18 protein-coding genes are annotated in these 18,915 nt (G+C 70.7%); 5 read left to right on the forward strand and 13 right to left on the reverse strand.

The window, feature by feature from the left end:
- Positions 1 to 73: 73 nt before the first annotated feature.
- Genes rpsN through rpmB form a run of 3 tightly spaced genes read right to left on the reverse strand, consistent with a single transcriptional unit; the run spans position 74 to position 785 of the window.
- Positions 74 to 379 (reverse strand): 30S ribosomal protein S14, encoded by a 306-nt coding sequence (gene rpsN / locus JD276_RS06385; RefSeq protein WP_200114836.1) that lies wholly within the window; start codon positions 377 to 379, stop codon positions 74 to 76.
- A 2-nt stretch (positions 380 to 381) separates the two neighbouring features.
- On the reverse strand, positions 382 to 549 hold the full coding sequence (gene rpmG, locus JD276_RS06390) for a 50S ribosomal protein L33 (protein ID WP_200114837.1): 168 nt from the start codon (positions 547 to 549) through the stop codon (positions 382 to 384).
- Complete coding sequence (rpmB, locus tag JD276_RS06395; protein WP_200114838.1) at positions 549 to 785, reverse strand: 50S ribosomal protein L28; 237 nt, start codon at positions 783 to 785, stop codon at positions 549 to 551. The genes rpmG and rpmB overlap by 1 nt, the downstream gene beginning before the upstream one ends.
- Positions 786 to 1,036: 251 nt before the next feature.
- Between rpmB and JD276_RS06400 the strand changes: the two genes are divergently transcribed.
- Together JD276_RS06400 and JD276_RS06405 are read left to right on the forward strand one after the other, a co-directional pair.
- The gene (locus JD276_RS06400) at positions 1,037 to 1,849 is read left to right on the forward strand and encodes an SGNH/GDSL hydrolase family protein (RefSeq protein ID WP_307866488.1); all 813 of its coding nucleotides are present in this window, start codon (positions 1,037 to 1,039) and stop codon (positions 1,847 to 1,849) included.
- A 170-nt stretch (positions 1,850 to 2,019) separates the two neighbouring features.
- Complete coding sequence (locus JD276_RS06405; protein ID WP_200114839.1) at positions 2,020 to 5,880, forward strand: efflux RND transporter permease subunit; 3,861 nt, start codon at positions 2,020 to 2,022, stop codon at positions 5,878 to 5,880.
- A 135-nt stretch (positions 5,881 to 6,015) separates the two neighbouring features.
- Here the strand turns inward: JD276_RS06405 and JD276_RS06410 are convergent, their stop codons facing one another.
- Genes JD276_RS06410 through JD276_RS06430 form a run of 5 tightly spaced genes read right to left on the reverse strand, consistent with a single transcriptional unit; the run spans position 6,016 to position 10,884 of the window.
- Positions 6,016 to 6,852 carry an alkaline phosphatase family protein gene (locus JD276_RS06410; RefSeq protein WP_200114840.1) on the reverse strand — a complete coding sequence of 279 codons (837 nt, stop codon included), beginning with the start codon at positions 6,850 to 6,852 and terminating at the stop codon, positions 6,016 to 6,018.
- Positions 6,849 to 7,949, reverse strand: coding sequence for an ABC transporter ATP-binding protein (locus JD276_RS06415; RefSeq protein ID WP_200114841.1), 1,101 nt, complete (start codon positions 7,947 to 7,949; stop codon positions 6,849 to 6,851). The genes JD276_RS06410 and JD276_RS06415 overlap by 4 nt, the downstream gene beginning before the upstream one ends.
- Before the next feature lie 40 nt (positions 7,950 to 7,989).
- Positions 7,990 to 8,775, reverse strand: a complete 786-nt coding sequence (locus tag JD276_RS06420) for an ABC transporter permease (protein WP_200114842.1) — start codon at positions 8,773 to 8,775, stop codon at positions 7,990 to 7,992.
- The gene (locus JD276_RS06425; protein WP_200114843.1) at positions 8,772 to 9,737 is read right to left on the reverse strand and encodes an ABC transporter permease; all 966 of its coding nucleotides are present in this window, start codon (positions 9,735 to 9,737) and stop codon (positions 8,772 to 8,774) included. Before JD276_RS06425 ends, JD276_RS06420 begins: the two co-directional genes overlap by 4 nt.
- Before the next feature lie 7 nt (positions 9,738 to 9,744).
- Complete coding sequence (locus JD276_RS06430; protein WP_200114844.1) at positions 9,745 to 10,884, reverse strand: extracellular solute-binding protein; 1,140 nt, start codon at positions 10,882 to 10,884, stop codon at positions 9,745 to 9,747.
- Between the two features lie 257 nt (positions 10,885 to 11,141).
- On the opposite strand from JD276_RS06430, the gene JD276_RS06435 reads away from it, so the two are divergent.
- Positions 11,142 to 11,795 (forward strand): HAD family hydrolase, encoded by a 654-nt coding sequence (locus tag JD276_RS06435; protein WP_200114845.1) that lies wholly within the window; start codon positions 11,142 to 11,144, stop codon positions 11,793 to 11,795.
- An 83-nt stretch (positions 11,796 to 11,878) separates the two neighbouring features.
- On the opposite strand, the gene JD276_RS06440 is transcribed toward JD276_RS06435, so the two are convergent.
- Genes JD276_RS06440 through JD276_RS06460 form a run of 5 tightly spaced genes read right to left on the reverse strand, consistent with a single transcriptional unit; the run spans position 11,879 to position 16,237 of the window.
- A complete protein-coding gene (locus JD276_RS06440) occupies positions 11,879 to 12,289 on the reverse strand; it encodes a Fur family transcriptional regulator (protein WP_200114846.1) in 411 nt (136 codons plus the stop codon).
- The gene (locus JD276_RS06445; protein WP_200114847.1) at positions 12,286 to 13,137 is read right to left on the reverse strand and encodes a metal ABC transporter permease; all 852 of its coding nucleotides are present in this window, start codon (positions 13,135 to 13,137) and stop codon (positions 12,286 to 12,288) included. The genes JD276_RS06440 and JD276_RS06445 overlap by 4 nt, the downstream gene beginning before the upstream one ends.
- Complete coding sequence (locus JD276_RS06450) at positions 13,134 to 14,021, reverse strand: metal ABC transporter permease (protein WP_307866489.1); 888 nt, start codon at positions 14,019 to 14,021, stop codon at positions 13,134 to 13,136. The genes JD276_RS06445 and JD276_RS06450 overlap by 4 nt, the downstream gene beginning before the upstream one ends.
- Before the next feature lie 2 nt (positions 14,022 to 14,023).
- Positions 14,024 to 14,833: a metal ABC transporter ATP-binding protein gene (locus tag JD276_RS06455; protein WP_307866490.1), complete on the reverse strand. Its 810-nt coding sequence runs from the start codon at positions 14,831 to 14,833 to the stop codon at positions 14,024 to 14,026.
- Between the two features lie 60 nt (positions 14,834 to 14,893).
- Positions 14,894 to 16,237, reverse strand: coding sequence for a metal ABC transporter substrate-binding protein (locus JD276_RS06460; protein WP_233615427.1), 1,344 nt, complete (start codon positions 16,235 to 16,237; stop codon positions 14,894 to 14,896).
- A 194-nt stretch (positions 16,238 to 16,431) separates the two neighbouring features.
- Between JD276_RS06460 and JD276_RS06465 the strand changes: the two genes are divergently transcribed.
- Positions 16,432 to 17,880, forward strand: a complete 1,449-nt coding sequence (locus tag JD276_RS06465; RefSeq protein WP_200114848.1) for an amidase — start codon at positions 16,432 to 16,434, stop codon at positions 17,878 to 17,880.
- Between the two features lie 3 nt (positions 17,881 to 17,883).
- Positions 17,884 to 18,885 carry a LacI family DNA-binding transcriptional regulator gene (locus tag JD276_RS06470; protein ID WP_200114849.1) on the forward strand — a complete coding sequence of 334 codons (1,002 nt, stop codon included), beginning with the start codon at positions 17,884 to 17,886 and terminating at the stop codon, positions 18,883 to 18,885.
- The last annotated feature ends 30 nt before the right edge of the window (positions 18,886 to 18,915 follow it).

An 18,915-nucleotide genomic window follows, 5' to 3' on the forward strand; every position in this document is an offset into this window, starting at 1 on the left:
CTCCGTGTGGGGGGCCAACCCCCCGCCGGCCCCCCCCCCCGCGGGCCCCCGCCCCGCTTCTGCAGTCGAGCCGTTACCAGGACGACTTGGTGATGCCGGGCAGCTCGCCGCGGTGGGCCATGTCGCGGAAGCGGACACGGCTGACGCCGTACTTCGACAGCACGCCGCGGGGGCGGCCGTCGATGACGTCGCGGCTGCGCACGCGCGCCGGCGACGCGTTGCGGGGCAGCTTCTGCAGGCCGACGCGGGCGGCCTCGCGGCTCTCGTCGGTCCCGTTCGGATCGATGAGGGCCTTCTTCAGCTCGGCGCGACGCTCTGCGTAGCGGTCGACGATCGCCTGACGCTGCTTGTTCTTCGCGATCATGCTCTTCTTCGCCATGATTAGCGCTCCTCTCGGAAGTCGACGTGCTTGCGGACCACCGGGTCGTACTTCTTGAGCACGAGACGGTCGGGGGTGTTGCGACGGTTCTTCTTGGTCACGTACGTGAACCCGGTGCCCGCCGTCGAACGGAGCTTGATGATGGGACGGACGTCCTGCTGCTTTGCCATTAGATCTTCACCCCACGCTTCTGCAGGTCGGCGACCACTGCCTCGATACCGCGGGCGTCGATCACCTTGATGCCCTTAGCCGACAGGGTGAGGGTCACCTTGCGGCCGAGCGAGGGCACGAAGTAGGTCTTCTTCTGGATGTTCGGATCGAACCGGCGCTTGGTGCGACGGTGCGAGTGCGAGATGTTGTGACCGAAGCCGGGAACGGCGCCTGTCACCTGGCACACTGCTGCCATGGTGTTTCCTCTCATACCGTGAGGCCGGACGGCCCCACCCAAGATTTCTTGTCTGCACAGATCGCCGCCCGGCTCTCGCCGTGGTGTCGCACCCGCGCGGTCTGCACGATGGGACTTCGCACAGCCAAAGATCGATACTAGCCCAGATTCGCACCGATGCGCAAGCCGGGCGTGTCGTTCGCATTCCGGCTCACACGGCGGGCCGTGTCATGTTCCCGACCGCACTCGGAGTCGCGTTCTAGGCTGGATCCGTGGCAGAGCAGGCAGAGAAGGAGGCGCGACCGGAGCACGCGCGCATCAGGTACGTCGCGATCGGCGACAGCTTCACCGAGGGCGTCGGCGACGAGCAGCCCGACGGCACCGTGCGCGGCTGGGCCGACCTCGTGGCGCAGGGGCTCGCTCAGGCGGCCGGCGAGCCGATCCAGTACGCGAACCTGGCGATCAGGGGGCGCCTGCTCGGCCCCATCATCGCCGAGCAGCTGGAGCCCGCCCTCGCGCTGGATCCGGCGCCGACGCTCGTCAGCTTCAACGGCGGGGGCAACGACATGCTGCGTCCCGGCACCGACCTGGAGTGGATCGCGACCGAGACCCGACGTGCGCTGCAGCGGATCCTCGACTCGGGCGCCGAGCCCCTGCTGCTCGCGGGGGCGAACCCCACGGGCGGGCTGCCCGGAGGCGAGCGCGTGCGCAGGAAGGGGGACGCGCTCGTACGATCCGCCCGTGAACTGGCCGACACCTTCGGCATCCCCTTCGCCGACAACTGGAGCGATGCCGAGCTGGCGGGCCGGCAGTACTGGTCGCACGACCGGCTGCACCTCGCCCCGGTGGGCCACCGCCGCGTCGCCTCGAACGTGCTGCGCGCCCTCGGCTACGAGGCCCCTGCGGAGTGGGTGATCCAGGCCGCGTCGATCCCTCCCCCTGGCCGGAGCGAGCAGCTGCGCTACGCCCGCGAGCACGTGCTGCCCTGGATCCGACGGCGTCTCACCGGACGCTCCAGCGGCGACGGCCGCACCGCGAAGCATCCCGACTGGGTATGGGTGGAACCGCTGCGGGATCATCCCTGAGGCGGACGCCGAAGCGGCGAGATAGTACCTGGGGCTGATGCGGGGGCCGATGGGCCCCGGCCAGGCTGGAAGCATCTACCGCCGAGCGGGCGCAACGCCGTCCGCCTCCCGCCACCTCGGGAGGCGGGGCAGCACCCGCGTCGGCGACGCCCGCCGTCTCGAAAGGCACCATGACCTTCCTCACCCGCACCAGCCTGGCCAATCGCCTGATCGTCGGACTCCTGACGCTGGGGGTGGCGCTGGCGGGAGTCTTCGCGATGAGCAGCCTCAAGCAGGAGCTGATGCCGCCGATGCAGGCGCCGATGGCCTTCGTCTCCGCGCAGTCGAACGGGCTCGCCCCCGAGGAGATGGCGCGAACGGTGACCGAGCCGACGGAGGCGGCGCTGCAGGCGGTGCCCGGGGTGACGCGGGTCACGTCGAACACGTCGAACGGCCTCGCCGACATCACGGTCGAGTGGCCGTTCAAAGAGGACGACGAGGAGACGCTGCGCGCAGTTCGCGCCGCCGCGGACACGGTACGCGCCTCGCTCCCCGAGGGCACGGAGGTCGAGGTGTTCTCCGGCGGCACCGACGAGATGCCCGCCATGATGCTCAGCGCCGGAACGAGCGGCGAGCAGGAGGGCTTCGACGACGCCCTCGCGCAGACGGCCCTCCCGGCTCTGCAGGGCGTGAACGGCGTGCAGAAGGTGACGCTCGACGGCCGCGAGGAGGAGCGGATCGCGATCTCGCTGCGCCCGGCCGATGTCGATCGGCTGCGGGTCGATCCCTCGCTGATCGGCCCCACGCTCGAATCGCACGGCGCCGCGATGCCCGCCGGCCGCGCCGAGTCGCCCGAGGGGCCGATGTCGGTCACCGTCGGCGGCTCGCTCGGCAGCGTCGAGGACATCGCAGCGCTCCCGTTCCCCGTCGAGGAGGGCTCGGTGCTGCTCTCCGACTTCGCGGACGTGGCGGTCGAGACCGTGCCGGCCGACACGATCTCCCGCGTGAACGGCAAGCCCGCGCTCACGCTGCAGGTCTTCCCCGCCTCAGGCGCGAATGTCGTCGACATCTCGCACGCGGTGAACGCCGAGCTCGACCGCCTCGCCCCGCAGCTGAAGGCCGAGTTCGTGACGATCTTCGACCAGGCCCCCTACATCGAGCAGTCGATCCACGACCTCTCCGTCGAAGGCGGGCTCGGCCTGCTGTTCGCGGTGCTCGTGATCCTCGCGTTCCTGGGATCCTGGCGCTCCACGATCATCGCGGCGGTATCGATCCCGCTCTCACTGCTCATCACGCTGACGGGTCTGCTGTGGAGCGACAACACCCTCAACATCCTGACGCTCGGCGCGCTGACGATCGCCATCGGCCGGGTCGTCGACGACTCGATCGTGGTGATCGAGAACATCAGTCGCCGCAAGGGGCCTGGCGAGCTCACCCCCGCCGGCGTCGTGGCATCCGTGCGCCAGGTCGCCGGCGCGATCACCGCGTCGACGCTCACGACGGTCGCCGTGTTCCTGCCGATCGCGTTCGTGTCGGGCCTCGCCGGGCAGCTCTTCCGGCCCTTCGCCGTGACCGTCAGCATCGCGCTGCTCGCCTCGCTGTTCGTCGCGCTCACGATCGTGCCGGTGCTCGCCTACTGGTTCATGCGGGGCCGGCCGCGACGTCGCAGTTCCCGGGCCGCGGCGCCCGATTCCGACGGATCCGGGGCCGTGGGCGGCCGTACCGCCGACGGTGCGGTTCGGGATCCCGAGGCGGTCGACACCGGCGCAGCAACCGCGGTGCTGCCGGCAACGACGGTGCAGGGCGCGGTCGACCGGGATCACGCGCGTGCCGCAACGGCGACCGCAACCGCCGCCGAGAGCGACCCCGACTCCGAGCTGCACGAGATCCACACCGCACCGGATCGGCTGCAGCGAGCCATCATGCCGACGCTGAACGCGACCCGCCGCCACCCCGTCATCACCGTGCTCGCCTCGGGCGCGCTGCTCGCCGCGACGATCATGATGAGCTTCATGATCCCGACCGACTTCCTCGGATCCTCCGGGGCCGAGAGCCTGCAGCTGACGCAGACTCCCGCGAGCGGCTCGGACGCGGCGGCGGCGGACGAGGAGGCCGCATCTGATGATGGGGCCTCGGGCGCCGGGGTGGACCTGGTGGCCGCGGCCGAGCCCGTGGAGCGCGAGCTCGGTGGCATCGAGGGAGTGCGCGACGTGACGACCACCATCCCGATCGGCTCGCGCAGCGCCGGCGAACCGGCTGAGATCTCGTACAGCCTGCAACTCGAGGAGGGCGCCGACGCGCCCACCATCGAGGGCGCGGTGCAGAAGAAGCTCGACGGCATGGAGGACGCGGGCGAGTTCGAGCTGCTCACTCAGGATTCCTTCGCGGCGGGATCCGGCGGCATCGAGCTGCAGATCCGCGGCAACGACCCGGCCGCGCTGCGCGAGGCGAGCGACCTGCTCGAGGAGCGCCTGCTCGAGGCGTCGGGCGTGCGGTCCGTGAAGAGCGAGCTGGCCGGCGAGCAGCCCGTCGTGCGCGTGCGCCTCGACGAGGTGAAGGCGGCCGCGCTGGGCTTCGACCGCGCGACGATCTCCGGCACGATCCAGGAGGCGCTGGAGGGAACCCCCGTCGGGCAGATGATGTTCGAGGGGCGCGAGCGCGGCATCGTGCTGCGCACGCCCGGCGCCGAGCGCACCGCCGACAAGCTCGGCGAGATCCTGCTGCCCGTCACTCCCCAGCAGACCGCGGAGGCGCAGAAGCGCGCGACCGACGAGCTGACGGCGGAAGCGGACGCGAAGGCCGCCGAGAAGCAACGGGAGAGCGACGCCGAACTGGCGGAGCAGCTGAACGACGCGGCCGTGCAGCGCTCCGAGCTCGTGACGCAGCTCGGCGAGCTGAACCGGCAGCTGACGGAGCTGCAGAGCACACCGGTCGTGCCCGGCCCGATCCTGACCCCCAGCGAGGACGCCATGATGCGCGCCCAGCAGGAGCGCATGGAGCAGCTCGCCATGCTGCAGGAGGCCATCGCGGGCGCCCGATCGGGTATCGAAGGGATCGACGAGCAGATCAGCCAGGGGCACGAGCAGCAGGCCCAGGCCGAGCAGCAGCTCGCCGAGCAGCGAGAGGCCGAGGATCGGCAGAAGGCGATCGCCGACCTGCAGGGCACCGCGATCCGGCTCGGCGACATCGCCGCCGTCGAGGAGGAGCTCACCGCGCCGACGATCACCCGCGCCGACGGCGAGCGCCAGGTCGCACTGACGGTCACCCCGGAGCAGGGCGGGCTGGAGCAGGCGAACGCCGCCGTGCAGGCAGCGATCGACGAGACCGAGCTGCCCGCGGGGGTCAACTTCGAGGTCGGCGGCGTCACCGCGGAGCAGGACGAGGCCTTCACCCAGCTGGGTGCCGCGATGCTCGCCGCGATCGGCCTCGTGCTGATCGTGATGGTCGCGACGTTCCGCAGCTTCCGCCAGCCGCTCGTGCTGCTCATCTCCATCCCGTTCGCGGCCACCGGCGCGATCCTCGGACTGCTCATCACGAACACGCCGCTGGGGCTGCCGGCGCTCATCGGGCTGCTCATGCTGATCGGGATCGTGGTGACCAACGCCATCGTGCTCATGGACCTCGTGAACCGCCTGCGAGCGAGCGGCGCCTCGCTCGAGGAGGCCGTCGAGCACGGCACCCGGCTGCGTCTACGGCCGATCCTCATGACGGCGGCCGCGACGATCTTCGCGCTGGTGCCGATGTCGCTCGGCCTCACCGGCGGCGGCGTGTTCATCTCGAAGCCGCTCGCCATCGTGGTGATCGGCGGGCTCGTGTCGTCCACGTTGCTCACCCTGATCCTCGTGCCGATCCTCTACACGATGGTCGAGCGCAGGCACGACCGCGGTGTCATGCGGCGCACCAGGCGGCGGGCGAAGCGGATCGTCAGGCAGCGGCGCCGGCAGGATCTGCGGACCGAGCGGCGGGAGGAGCAGCAGGCCCTGCGAGGCGGCATGCGAAAGGATCGCTCGGCCGCACGCGGCGCGGAGGGCGCGGCCGGCGCCGAGGCCTGAGCTCGCCGGGACTCCGCGCAAGGAGTCGAGCTTCGGGGTTTCGAGCGGGTCGAAACCCCGAAACGGGTCCCCTTGCGGAGGTATCAGGACGCGGGACGCGGAGATGCGGGCTGCGCGGACGCCGCGAGCGCGCATTCAGGCGACGGTCACCGCAGCCGCCAGACGAGCCCGTAGCTCCGTCAGCCACGAGGTGAACTCGTGCGGGGCGAGTCGATCGGGCAACTCTGCCGGCAGCGCACCGCCGCGCACCGCGGTCAGGAGGAAGGTCTGGGTCTCCTCCTCGCTCGTCCCTCCGTGACCTCCGGCGTCGACGTGGCCGTGGTCCGTGGTGACGGCGACGATCCAGGTTTCGTCGTACTCGCGCACCCGGAAGTCGACGGCCTCGAGCAGCGTCGCGACGCGCTGGTCGCTGGAGTTGACCGCTTCATCGTACTCGGGCGTGAAGACGCCGAAGTAATGCCCGGCGTCATCGGTCTGGCAAAAGTACACGAAGGACAGGTCGGGCCCGGCGTGGCCGATCGCGAGGCGCGCGCGGGCCGCGATCTCGGGATCGATCGTGCGGTAGCCGTAGAGCTCGCCGTTCAAGCTGATGACGTGGTGCCGTCCCTCGTTCACCTGATCCTGACGCAGCCGCACGATCGGACCGAACCCCGCTGGATCGGTGAGGTTCGGCCAGCCGGCCGCGGCGTAGGTCGTGACCGACGGATCCGCCTGCCAGGCCCGTGTCAGGAAGTCGGGCCACTCGGCGAGGCGGTGGCCGATCATGGCATTGTCGTCGATCCCGTGCTCCTCGTGCGTAGCGCCCGTGAGGATCGTCGCCCAGCTCGGCCCCGAGATCGTCGGCCCTTCGACCGTGGAGCGCAGGAAGTGCCCCTCCGCAGCGAGCATGTCGAGCGTCGGCGCGAGCCCCGTGCCGAACGCGCGGTCGATGCGCAGCCCGTCGATGCCGATCAACAACAGTTTCGCGGTCATGCGATTCGCCCCCCGGCATCGCCGATCCGCACCTCGACGGCATCCTCCGCCACGAAGCGGCGTGCGACCGAGACGCGCACGCGATCCCCCGTGCTCAGCTCGGTGGCGCGGCCGGTCGAGATGTCGACGCGCACACTCTGCGCCAGATCCTCGAGCAGCACGGTCGCGCTCGTCACACCGCCGCGCAGTGTGAGGTCGGTCACGAGGTCGCGACCATCGGTGCGCGCCTCGATCTCCAGGTCCTCGGGCCTCATGAGCAGCACGCCGCCGGCGTCGATGGTCACGGCGTCGCGCGAAAGGATCTCGCCGAAGATCCGAACGCTCGTGCCGGTGACCTGCTCGGGCACGAGCCGATTCATGACCCCGATGAAGCCTGCGACGAAGTCCGGCTCGGGGTTGGCGTAGATCTCGTGCGGAGTGTCGAACTGCACGATCTCGCCCTCGTGCATGACGGCGACGCGGTCAGCCATTGCGAGAGCCTCCTCCTGGTCGTGGGTGACCATGATCGTGGTGGTGCCGCGATCTCGATGGATGCGCACGATCTCCTCGCGCAGCCGCTCGCGCACCTTGGCGTCGAGTGCGGAGAGCGGCTCATCGAGCAGCAGGATCCGCGGGGCGACGGCGAGCGCGCGGGCGAGGGCGACGCGCTGCTGCTGACCGCCGGAGAGCTGGTGCGGGTACTTGCCGCCGTGCTCCTCGAGGCCGACCATCGCGAGCAGCTCCTCGACGCGGGCGGCGCGCTCCGCCTTGCCGATGCGCCGCACCTTCAGGCCGAACTCGATGTTCTGCGCTGCGGTGATGTGCGGGAACAGCGAGTACTGCTGGAAGACGATGCCCGTGCCGCGATCCTTCGCCGGTGTGCGCGTCATGTCGACACCACCGATGTGCACGGTGCCCGAGGTGGCCCGCTCGAATCCGCCGATGATCTTGAGCGCGGTCGACTTGCCGCAGCCGGAGGGGCCGAGCAGGCTGACGAACTCGCCGGGCCGCACGTCGAGATCGATCGACCGCAGCACGGTCTTGTCGCCGTATACCTTGAGGAGGTCGGTGAGCTCCAGGCTGTGCGCCTCGGCGTGAGGCGTGCGCGTATCTGTCATCGGAAAACCTTCGATTCTTCGTCGTTGCGTGCGTGGGGTGTCAGATCGCGAACTGGGTCGCGCGCGCGGTCGCGTTCCTGCCGCGCCCGGCGACGACCATGAGCGCCATGAGCGCCCACGATCCGACGATCGTGATGAAGCTCAGCGCCGCGGCGAGCCGCACCTGCGACTGGCCCAGTTCGATCAGCAGGGTGGGGAACGTCTTGTGCAGCATCAGCTGCGCCATGACCAGCTCGCCGGAGGCCATCATCACGACCAGCAGCGAGCCCGAGACGATCGCCGGCCACAGGTTGGGGAGTACCACCTTGAAGAAGGTGGCGAGGGTGCCGGACCCGAGGCTCTCGCTCGCCCGCATGAGCGTTCGCAGGTCGAGGGATCGCAGACCCGAGTCGATCGTCCGATACATGAACGGCAGCGTGATGATGATGTAGAACGGCACCAGGCTGTACAGACTGACGAAGAAGCCCGGGAACATCGGACGCAGCACGAGGTTCACGCCACCGACGAGCGCGATCGCGGGGATCACGTAAGGCAGCAGCGAAACCGTCTCGGCCATGCCGAGCAGCTTCGGGGTGCGCAGGTGCATCCACACCAGACTCGGGATCACGAGCGCGTAGCCGATGAGCACCGTCAGCACGGTGAGGATCACGGTGTTCAGGATCGGCTGCAGCGCGGAATCGTTGCCCAGCAGTTGCATGAGCGGTGCGAGCGTGAAGCCGTCGCGCACGTTGAAGAAGCCGAAGTACCCGACGGCGATGAGCGGCGCGACGGCGCCGATCAGGTACGCCGTCAGCACGATCTGCGGAGCGAATCGTCTGCCCGTCATTGCTGCCACCTCGTAGCACGCTTGAGGAGGAGCACCCGCAGGCCCACCGCGACCAGCATGATGACGACCATGCCGGTGACGAGTGCCGAGGCGAGCCCCTGATTGGTGAGCACATTGCCCGACAGGAAGAAGCCGATGAGAATCGGCACGAGGTTCGCGCCGCCGCCGGCGAGCGCGTACGCCGCGGCGTACCCGCTGAACGCGTTGGCGAACAGCAGCAGCAGGCCGCCGACGAGGGACGGCGAGAGGATCGGCAGGGTGACGGTGAAGAGGATCCGAGCACGGCTCGCACCGAGGCTCGTCCCGCTGTCCTGCCACTCCTTGCGCACACCCTGCAGCGCGGATATGGAGAGCACCGCCATCAGGGGGATCTGGAAGTAGAGGTAGGCCACGACGATCCCCCAGAAGGACCCGGGGGAGATCACGTCATTGAGGGAGAAGCCGAGCAGCCCCTGCAGCCAGACGGTCAGGATCCCCTGCGCGCCCATGAACGCGAGGAACATGTAGGCGAGCGGCGGGCCGCCCATCTGCGAAGCGACCGCCGACAGTGCGGTGACCGCCTGGTGCAGCCAGGCCGGCTTCGTGGCGGTCGTCAGCGCCCAGCCGAGCACCAGCCCGAGTGCCCCGCCGATGAGCGAGGTGACGAGGGAGAGGTTCACGGAGTTGACGAACGCGTTCGCGTACTGAGCCTCGCCCAGCTGGGCGAAGTTGTCGAGGGTGAACCCGCCGTCGGCCCCGATGAACGCCTTCACGATGGTGACGCCGACGGGGACGACGAGGAACAGGAAGACGAAGAGGAAGAACGGCAGGGCGCCGAGCAGGCCGACGAGGCGATCGAAGCGGGACGCGGCATCCACGGTCCGGACCTCCGGCTCGCCCACTCCAGTCGCTGTGCCCTGAGGTCTCAACCCGGCGGCAGGCGACTGCTCGCCGGGATCCCGAGCGATGACTGTCGAGGTCATGGTCGGCTCAGAACTCCGCCGCTCCGGCGACCTTCGTGCCCCAGTCCGATGTGATCAGCTCGGTAGCCGCCTCGTTCTCCTCCGGGGACGGGAAGGTGATCTGCTCCACGATCTCGGCGGGAGGCAGCAACTCGAGCACGTCGGCGGGAATCGCGTCTTTCTCCACGAGCGCGGTGTAGCGGGCGGGGATCGCTCCCGACTTCGCGTAGGCGATCGCGCCCTCGTCGCTCAGCAGGTGCTCGATCCACAGTGCCCCGGCATTGGGCTGGGGGCTGTCGACCGTCAGCGGCTGCGCGTAGTAGGTTCCGAAGACGCCATCGCCGGGCGTCGCGACCTGCAGGTCGACGCCCGCCATCTCCATCTCGTCGACGATGCCGGGGAAGTTGAAGTTCCAGTCGAGCATCACGGCGGCCTCACCTGTGGCGAGCGCCTGCGAGCCGGTCTCGCCGAACACCAGATAGCCGCCTTCGGCAAGCTCAGCGAAGAAATCGATGCCGGGGCCGATGTCCGAGACCGAACCGCCGTTCGCGAGGCTCGCGGCGAAGACAGCCGCCAGCTGCGAAGCGCCCGAACGCGGGTCGCCCATGTAGATCTTGCCCTTGTACTGAGGATCTTTCAGATCTTCCCAGCTCTCGGGCACGTCTACCTTCTTCGCGTCGACGCCGATGCTCATGACGCCGTAGTAGGCGGCGGTCCAGTTGCCGTCGGGATCCTTCAGGTTGTCCGGGATCTCGTCGAAGGTGGAGGGCTTGTACGGCGTGACCAGCTCCTCGTCGATCGCCTGCTGGGTGAAGGTCGCCCCGATGTCGAGGATGTCGGGCTGGGTCGCCTGGCCCCGCAGGTTGCGCACGGCCTCGAGTTCCTCCGCGCTCGACGCGCCGGGGCTCGACACCTCGACCTCGAGACCGGTGTTCTCGGTGAAGATGTCGAACGATTCTGCGTAGTTGGCCCATTCCTCGGGGTAGGCGATGAGGTGCACCTTGCCCTCGGCCTCCGCGAGCTCGGTGATCTCCTCGAGCGAAGATCCGAGGTCTGCGGTCTCTCCGGCCTCGGCGCTGCCGGAGCAGCCGACCAGGCCTACGAGGCCGAGTGCGAGCACGCCCGCGCCCAGGGCGCGCATTGCGGAACCACGATTGATGTGAGGCAAGATACCGTCCTTCTCTGTGCTGAGTGCTACCTCGGAACAGCTTGGTTCCCCCGCGTGACCCGGGCTTGACGCCGGGGTGACGGGAGGGTGAACACTGCTTCATCTCGTGTTCTTCTCGGGCGGTTAGGCTCGCGAGGACTCATCGAGAGGAGACCGCAGTGCCCGCAGCCGCATCGCTCGTCCCATCCGTTTCTTCCGCCCAGGGCGCGTCCCCGGTCCCCTTTCCACCACGCAGACCGGAGGACCGCGTAACCTCCTTGATCGCCGATGCGGAGGCGCTGCTGCTCGACTTCAACGGCACGCTTTCGGAAGACGAGGAACTGCTGGCGGAGATCCTCATCGAGGTCGCCCGGGACGAGCTCGGTGCCGTCATCGATCGGGATCGCTACTACTCCGAGTTCGCCGGCCACACCGAGGAGCACATGTTTCGTACGCTGGCGGTCGGCGAGGCGCGGATCAATGCGCTCGTCGATACCTTCAACCGGCGTTACCTCGAGCGGGTGCGCGAGAACAGCCCGATCTCCGAGGAGGCGCGAGCCTTCGTCGCTGAGGCGCGGGCACAGGGCAAGGCCATCGCCGTCGTCACCGCGGCGAGCAAGGACATCGTCGTTCCCGCGCTGAATCAGGCCGAGCTACTGCCCCTGATCGACGCCGTCGTCGCGTTCGAAGACGTAGCCCGATCGAAGCCCGAGCCAGAGGGGTACGAGCACGCGATCGAGCTGCTCGACGTCGACGCCGATCGCGCGGTCGCTTTCGAAGACTCGCGCGCCGGGATCGCTGCGGCCCTCGGCGCCGGGATCGCGACGATCGCCGTCCGCGGCACCGTGCCAGAGGAGGAGCTCCTCGCGCGGACGCCGCACGCAATCGACGCGCTCGAACCCGCCCTGCTGCTCCGCGGCCTCGCGCTCTAGGACCGTCGACCGCGCTCGCAACCCCGGTTCACGAGGAGGAAGGTCGCGAGAACGCCCCTATGGCGCAGCCTGGATGCCGGAGGTCACGACGCCGCGGCGGCGCGCGCCCGGCAGCGCTCGCACAGGCCGAAGAGGTCGACCACGTGCTCGATCTCGGCGAAGCCGTGCTCGGCGCCGACGCGGCGGGACCACTCCTCGACGACCGCCGCCTCCAGCTCCCTCGTGTCGCCGCAGCTGCGGCAGACGAGGTGGTGGTGGTGCCCCTCGGTCGCGCAGGAGCGGAAGAGGTTCTCCCCCTCCGGCGACTGGATCGAGTCGGCGTCGCCGTTCTCGGCGAGGCTCGAGAGCGCGCGGTAGACCGTGGCGAGACCGATCGTGGAGCCGTCCTCTCGCAGGGTCTGGTGCAGCTGCTGCGCGCTGACGAAACCGCGCGCCTCGGCGAGAGCGGCTCGCACGGCCTCGCGCTGCCACGTGTTGCGCCTGGGCTGGTTCATGCGATCGCTCCCTCTTCCTCGGATGCTGCCTCCACCGTAGCGAAGTTCCGCGCCCTCCGGGCGGTCGCGGCGAGCGAGGAGGCGAGGAACGCCAGCAGGAACACCGCGGTCACCGTGCAGCCGATCGCGCCGCCCGCTGCCACCCCGAACTGCCGGGAGACCCACAGGCCGACGAAGCCGGATCCCACGCCGAGCACCGCGGCGATCGGCGGCACCCAGCTGAGACGCGGGGCGACCAGCCGCGCGGCGGCCGCCGGTCCGATGAGGATCGCGACCCCGAGGATCGCGCCCACCGCGGGCATCGCCACGACCACGGCGGCGGCGACGACGCCGGTGACGACCAGCTCGACCGGCCAGGCTCGGAAGCCCGCGGCGCGGAAGCCGACCGCGTCGAATGTGTGGAACAGGATCCGCCGCCCCCAGAGGAGCATGGCGATCGTCGCGGCGATCAGCACCGCGGCGGTCGCCGCGACATCGCTCGTCGTCACCGAGAGCGGCGAGCCGACGAGCAGCGCCTCGACCGGCACGCCGAGTCCGGGGTTCAGGCTCGACAGCAGCGTTCCGAGCGCGAAGCCGAAGGAGAGCACCACCCCGCTGGCCACCTGCCGGCCCTGGCCCGGCACCCGTGAGAGCACCGTCATGAGGGCGACGAGCAGCAGCGCGAACAGCGCTTGGCCGAGCAGCAGGTTCCAGCCCGCGATGGCGAAGAGCACCCCGCCGGGGAAGGTGGCGTGGCTGAGCGCCACGGCGAAGAAGGATCTGCGGCGCAGCACGATCAGCGTGCCGGCGACCCCCGAGAGGAGACCCAGCAGCCCGATCTCGAGGGCGGCGAGGACCAGGTAGTTCACGGCGCCCCGATCCCGGCTCGACCGCCCACCGTCGCCCCGCGGATCACCGCGGGCACGAGCCGGAACGCCGCGGCGAGCGCGTAGAGGCCGACGAGGATCAGCACCACGACCGCCCCGGGCGACACCGTCGCGCCCGTGCCGACCGACCACTCGAACGACAGCCTGAGGCCGAGCGCGCCCGCGAAGAGGGGCACCAGCACGGCGATCGGGATCAGCAGCGCGAAGCGCCGCGAGACGAGACGCGCGGCGGCCATCGGCACCGTCAGAAGGGCGATCACCATGAGCACGCCGAGCGCCTGCACGCCCGCGACGACGAGGAGCGCGACCGCGATCCCGAGCATCAGGTCGGTGGCGAGCGGCCGGAACCCCGCGGCGGCGAAGCCGGCGGGGTCGAAGGCCCGGAAGAGCTGCGCCCGCCAGCCGAACCCGACGATCGCGACGGCGACGATCGCGACGACCACGATCTGCCAGAGCTGCGCCTCGGTCACCGTCAGCAGCCTGCCGAAGAGGAGCTCCTGCAGCTGGAACACGTACCCCTCCTGGCGCGAGACCAGCACCACGCCCAGGCTGAAGAGCCCCGTCAGCACCACGGCGATCGCGGCGTCGGACCCGCCGCGGCGCTCGAGCACGGTGAACAGCACGGCGGCCGCGACCGCCGCCAGCACGGCCCCGGGGAGCAGGCCGGCGGTGCCCCCGAGGGTGGCGCCCACGACGAGACCGGGGAAGACGGCGTGCACGAGGCCGTCGCTCACGAACTCGAGCTCGCGGAAGCTCACGAAGAGCCCCACGACCCCGGCGGCGCCGGCGAGCACGGCGACGGTGAGCAGCGCGCGCCACATGAACGGGAGCGCGAACACCTCGAGGAGGCCGAAGTCGCTGCCCACTCCTACTCCGTTTCGCGCGAGGTGGTCACGGTGTGGTGATCGAGCTCGACGGTGGCGTCCTGGAACGCGTGGGCGACCGCCTCGAGGGTGAGCGCCTCGTCGAGGGGGCCGAACGCGGCGGGGTGGCCCGGGGCGTCGTCGCTGTGCCCGCTCGAGAGCAGCAGCACGTGCGTGCAGGTCTCGCGGGCGATCTCGAGGTCGTGGGTCGAGACGATCACGGATCGGCCCTCGGCCCGCAGCTCGCGCACGAGACCGAGCAGCACCTCGCGGTTCTCGCGATCGAGGCCGTTGAACGGCTCGTCGAGCAGCAGCAGCTTCGGATCGGACACGAGGGCCCGCGCGAGGATCCCGCGCTGCTGCTGGCCGCCGGAGAGCTCGCCGAAGCGGCGGCCGGCGAGCCCGCCGAGCCCGACGTGCTCGAGCGCCGCGTCGACGGCCCGCCGCCCCTCGCGGCCGACGGGGCGCAGCGGTCCGAGCGAGCGGTAGAGCCCCATCGTCACCGCCTGGCGGAGGGTGATCGGCAGCTCGACGTCGCGGGTGTCGGCCTGCGGCAGCGACCCGACCCACCGTCGTGCCCTGGCCGGGCTCTCCCCCAGCACCCGCACGCCGCCGGCGGTGAGGTCGGCGAGGCCCAGGACGCCGCGCAGCAGCGTCGACTTCCCCGAGCCGTTGGGGCCGATGAGCGCGACGGCGCTGCCCGCGGGGAAGTCGGCGGTGAGGCCCGCCACCCTGGTACGGCCCTCGTAGCCGAACGCCGCGTCTCTCAGCGAGACGGCCGGAACCGCGCTCGGCATCGCTTGCTGTTCTGACACAGTCTCGGAGCTTACCCTGGCCTCCTGCGCAGCGGGATCGCGAACCGTCACCGGGCTCGACTACTGCAGCGAATCGGGCAGCGGATCCGGGGTGACGCCCCAGGCCTCCAGGATCACCCGGGTGTTGTGCACCGTGGCGTCGATGTAGGTGTCGCCGTCCGAGTCGGACGCGCCGAGCGAGTCGGTGTAGAGCGACTCGGCGTCGACCACCTCGACGCCCGCCTCCTTGGCGATCGTCTGCGCGAGCTTCGGGCTCATCGAGGATTCGACGAAGACCGCCTGCACCCCGCGCTCCCGGATCGCCTGGACCAGCGCGTCGATGTCAGCGGCGCTCGGCTCGGCGTTGTCCTCGAAGCTCGGCAGGATCGATCCGGCGAACTCGATGCCGTAGTCGTGCAGGTAGTAGCGCATCGAGTCGTGCCCGCTCACGAGCACGCGATCCGCCTCGGGCACCCGCTCGAACTGCGCCGCGATCCAGGCGTCGAGATCCTGCAGCTTCGCGACGTACGCGTCGGCCCGCTCGGTGTAGTCGTCGGCGTGATCCGGATCGACCCTCGCCAGGTCGCCCGCGATCATCGACGCCATGCCCTCGGCGTAGCGGGGAGAGGTCCAGATGTGGGGGTTGAGGTCGCCGTGGTCGTGGTCGTGCTCGTCATGACCCTCCTCGGCGTGGGCGTCCGCGTGGCCCTCTTCCGCGTGCGCGTCGTCGGCGTGCGCGTCGTCCCCCTCGGAGGCGTGGTCGTGGCCCTCGTGCTCTTCCGCGTCGGCGTGCGCGTGGCCCTCGTGCTCCTCCTCGGCGTGGCCGGCCTCGCCCTCGGCCTCTGCCGTGATCTCCTTCGCCTCCGCGAGGTCGATGCCCTCGCTCGCGTCGATCACGGTGCCATCGAACCCGGACGCCTCCACGGCGCTGTCGACGAAGGTCTCGAGGCCCGCGCCGTTCACGATCAGCACGTCGGCCTCCCCGAGCGCGAGGAGATCCGCGGGGGCGGGGTCGAAGTGATGAGCGGAGGCGCCGGGGGTGAGCAGGCCCGTGAGCTCGATCTGATCGCCGCCGATCTCGCCCGCGAAGTCGGTGAGCTGCGTCGTCGTCGCCACCACCTTGAGCCGGTCACCCGAGCCGTCCGCCGCGCCTCCCGGCGATGAGCAGCCGGCGAGCGCGAGCGCCGCTCCCGCGGCGAGCGCCGCGCCGGAGAGCAGACGAGCGCGAGCCGGTCGGCGGTGCACGGGCCGGCGTGCGGCCTCGGATTCGCGTGCCGACGAGGCGCGTACCGACGAGGCGCGCGAGGCGCGTGATGGGATGCGCCCAGCCGCGCCGGTCTCGGAGCCGAGCCCGGAGGCGGCGTCCGAGACAGCGGATGCGCCGGTCGCGGGCGAAGAGGGACGGGAGAGATGCGAAGCGTTCAAGAAGCGGTTCCTTCTAAGTGAGAATGAGTATCAGTCTAGCTCCACGTGAGAACGCTTCGCAACAAGAGGCGCCGCGCTCCCGCGGTGAATCTGCCGCCAGAGGAACGCAGACCCCGGTTTCGGTTCCGCTGGGGGCAGATCCACCGCTGGCGGCAGGGGAAGCCGCACAGGGAGAGGCCGCATAGGGTGGAGGCATGCGGGTTCCCGAGACGGCGCTCGGCCTGCGCGACGCCCTGCGCAGGGGCGAGATCACGGCGCGCGAGGCGGTGGAGGCGCACCTCGCACGAGTGTCCGAGCGCGAGGATCTCGGCGCCTTCGTCACCGTGACGGCGGAGGCCGCGCTCGCCGAGGCCGACGCGGCCGACCGGCGCAGGGCGGAGACCGCGGGCGACGCGCCCCTGCACGGCGTGCCGATCGCGCACAAAGATCTGATCGATGTGGCGGGGGCGCCCACGACGCACGGCAGCGCCGCGGTGCCGCACCGGGTCGCAGAGGCCGACGACCCGCTCGTCTCGGGGCTGCGGAGGGCCGGCGCGATCTCGCTGGGCAAGACGCAGGTTCCCGAGTTCGGTCTCACCGCCTACTCGGAGAACCTGGTCGCCCCGCCGGCCCGCAATCCGCTCGACCCGATGAGAACCCCGGGCGGCTCCTCGGGAGGCGCCGCCGCGGCCGTCGCGGCCGCGCTCCTGCCGTTCTCCCCCGCGAGCGACGGCGGGGGCTCCATCCGCATCCCCGCGCTGGCGTGCGGTCTGGTGGGGCTGAAGCCGGGGCTCGACGCCGTGCCGAGCGACCTCGCCCGGGGCGCGCGGGATCCCTTCGGCGCTCCGAAGCTGACCGTCTCGGGACCCCTCGCCCGCGACGCCGCCGACGCGGCGCTGCTCTTCGACGCGATGCGGGGCGCGGAGCACGAGCCCTCGCTCGAGGCGGTGCGGCGCGCCGAGAGCCTGACAGGGCTGCGCATCGGGGCGAGCACCGCCTCCCCCTTCGCGTCTGCGTTCCCCGTCGCGCTCGCCCCGGAGGCGCGACGAGCGTTCGAGCTCGCGGTCGACGGCCTCCTGGAGCGAGGGCATCGCGTGGACGAGGCGGACATCGACTACGACCCCTCCTACCCGGAAGCCTTCGCCGTCTCCTGGACGTCGGGCCTGGCGCGGCTCGAGATCGAGGCCGGATCCGAGCGCCTGCTCTCCCCGCTGACCCGCGCCTTCCGTGAGCGCGCGCTCGCCCGCACCGACCGTGAGCACCGCGAGGCCGGATCCCGCCTGCGAGCATTCGCCGCCGACGCCGCCCACCAGTGGGGTCACTACGACGCGGTGCTGACCCCCGGTCTCACGATGCTTCCGCCCCGGGTGGGGGCGTTCCTCGGCCTCCCTCCCGACGACGACTACCGCCTGCAGTGCGAGTGGTCCCCCTACACCTCGATGGTGAACGTCGCGGGCCTGCCGGCGGTCGCCGTACCGGTGCTGCGCCTGCCCTCGGGGCAGGCCATGGGCGTGCAGCTCATCGGCCGCTCGGGGGGCGAGGCGCTGCTGCTGCAGCTCGCCGCCCAGCTCGCGGCGGGGGCAGACCGGGAGCGTTCAGCTCCTCGCCCCCGAGCGGGATACGATTGTTCAATGAACCAGTGCTCGAACCCGGCGGAGCGGTAGCCCATGGCGACGATCCGCGACGTCGCACGTCTCGCAGGCGTCTCATACGGCACGGTGAGCAACGTGCTCAACCGTCCCTCCTACGTGCGGGCCGAGACCCGTGAACGCGTCATGCAGGCCATCGCCGAGCTCGACTTCGTGCCCGACCAGCGTTCGCGCCAGTTCCGCCCGGGCCGCACCCGGACCATCGGCATCGCGGCCGCCGAGCTCGGCAACCCCTTCTTCCTCGACGTCGCGCTCGGCGCCGAGGAGGTGTGCCGCGAGAACGATCTGGGCGTCGTGCTCTGCAACAGCGCCTACGATCCCGTCCGCGAATCGCACAACCTCGATCTGCTCGTGCAGCAACGGGTGCAGGGCATCATCATCTCCCCCGTCGACGAGAACAGCTCGCGACTCGAGATGCTGAAGGATCGGGGCGTGCCCATGGTGTTCGTCGACCGCGTCGGAGACGACCGCGACGTGTGGTCGGTCGTCGTCGACGATCGCGAGGGCGGAAGGCTCGCCGCGAGGCACCTGGTCGATCGCGGCCATGGCCGCATCGCCTTCCTCGGCCACCCCCACAGATCCCCCAAGGTGGAGCTCCGCTACCAGGGCGCGCGCGAGGTGGTCGACCGCTCGGACGGGGACATCACGCTCGAGCTCGTGAGATCCGCCTCCTGGACCGTGGAGGAGGGACGCCGGCTCGGCGCGCTCCTCGCGGCGCGGCCCGAGGATAAGCGCCCGACCGCCGTCTTCTGCGCCAACGACATGCTCGCGCTCGGTCTCGTGCAGGAGCTTCTCCGCGCGGGCCTCCGGGTGCCGGACGACATCGCGGTCGTCGGCTACGACGACATCGAGTGGGCGCGGCTCGGCGCGGTGCCGCTCACGACGATCTCGCAACCGCGCACCCTCCTGGGCCGCACGGCGGTCGAGATGATGATCCGCCTCATCGACCGGCCGGGCCCGCTGCCGCAGGCGAACCACATCGTCCTGAAACCCGACCTCGTGGTGCGCGAATCGGCGTGACGCGGCGCCGCAGGTGCTTGACCAGGCGCC

Origin of the sequence: Leucobacter chromiisoli (genome assembly GCF_016522505.1) — a bacterium.
GTDB classification, from domain to species: domain Bacteria; phylum Actinomycetota; class Actinomycetes; order Actinomycetales; family Microbacteriaceae; genus Leucobacter; species Leucobacter chromiisoli.

What these genes read in the sequence shown, in the direction of transcription:
- rpsN (WP_200114836.1), bottom strand. Translation starts at nt 379, where the DNA reads ATGGCGAAGAAGAGCATGATCGCGAAGAACAAGCAGCGTCAGGCGATC.
- rpmG (WP_200114837.1), bottom strand. Translation starts at nt 549, where the DNA reads ATGGCAAAGCAGCAGGACGTCCGTCCCATCATCAAGCTCCGTTCGACG.
- rpmB (WP_200114838.1), bottom strand. Translation starts at nt 785, where the DNA reads ATGGCAGCAGTGTGCCAGGTGACAGGCGCCGTTCCCGGCTTCGGTCAC.
- JD276_RS06405 (WP_200114839.1), top strand. Translation starts at nt 2,020, where the DNA reads ATGACCTTCCTCACCCGCACCAGCCTGGCCAATCGCCTGATCGTCGGA.
- JD276_RS06410 (WP_200114840.1), bottom strand. Translation starts at nt 6,852, where the DNA reads ATGACCGCGAAACTGTTGTTGATCGGCATCGACGGGCTGCGCATCGAC.
- JD276_RS06415 (WP_200114841.1), bottom strand. Translation starts at nt 7,949, where the DNA reads ATGACAGATACGCGCACGCCTCACGCCGAGGCGCACAGCCTGGAGCTC.
- JD276_RS06420 (WP_200114842.1), bottom strand. Translation starts at nt 8,775, where the DNA reads ATGACGGGCAGACGATTCGCTCCGCAGATCGTGCTGACGGCGTACCTG.
- JD276_RS06425 (WP_200114843.1), bottom strand. Translation starts at nt 9,737, where the DNA reads ATGACCTCGACAGTCATCGCTCGGGATCCCGGCGAGCAGTCGCCTGCC.
- JD276_RS06440 (WP_200114846.1), bottom strand. Translation starts at nt 12,289, where the DNA reads ATGAACCAGCCCAGGCGCAACACGTGGCAGCGCGAGGCCGTGCGAGCC.
- JD276_RS06465 (WP_200114848.1), top strand. Translation starts at nt 16,432, where the DNA reads ATGCGGGTTCCCGAGACGGCGCTCGGCCTGCGCGACGCCCTGCGCAGG.
- JD276_RS06470 (WP_200114849.1), top strand. Translation starts at nt 17,884, where the DNA reads ATGGCGACGATCCGCGACGTCGCACGTCTCGCAGGCGTCTCATACGGC.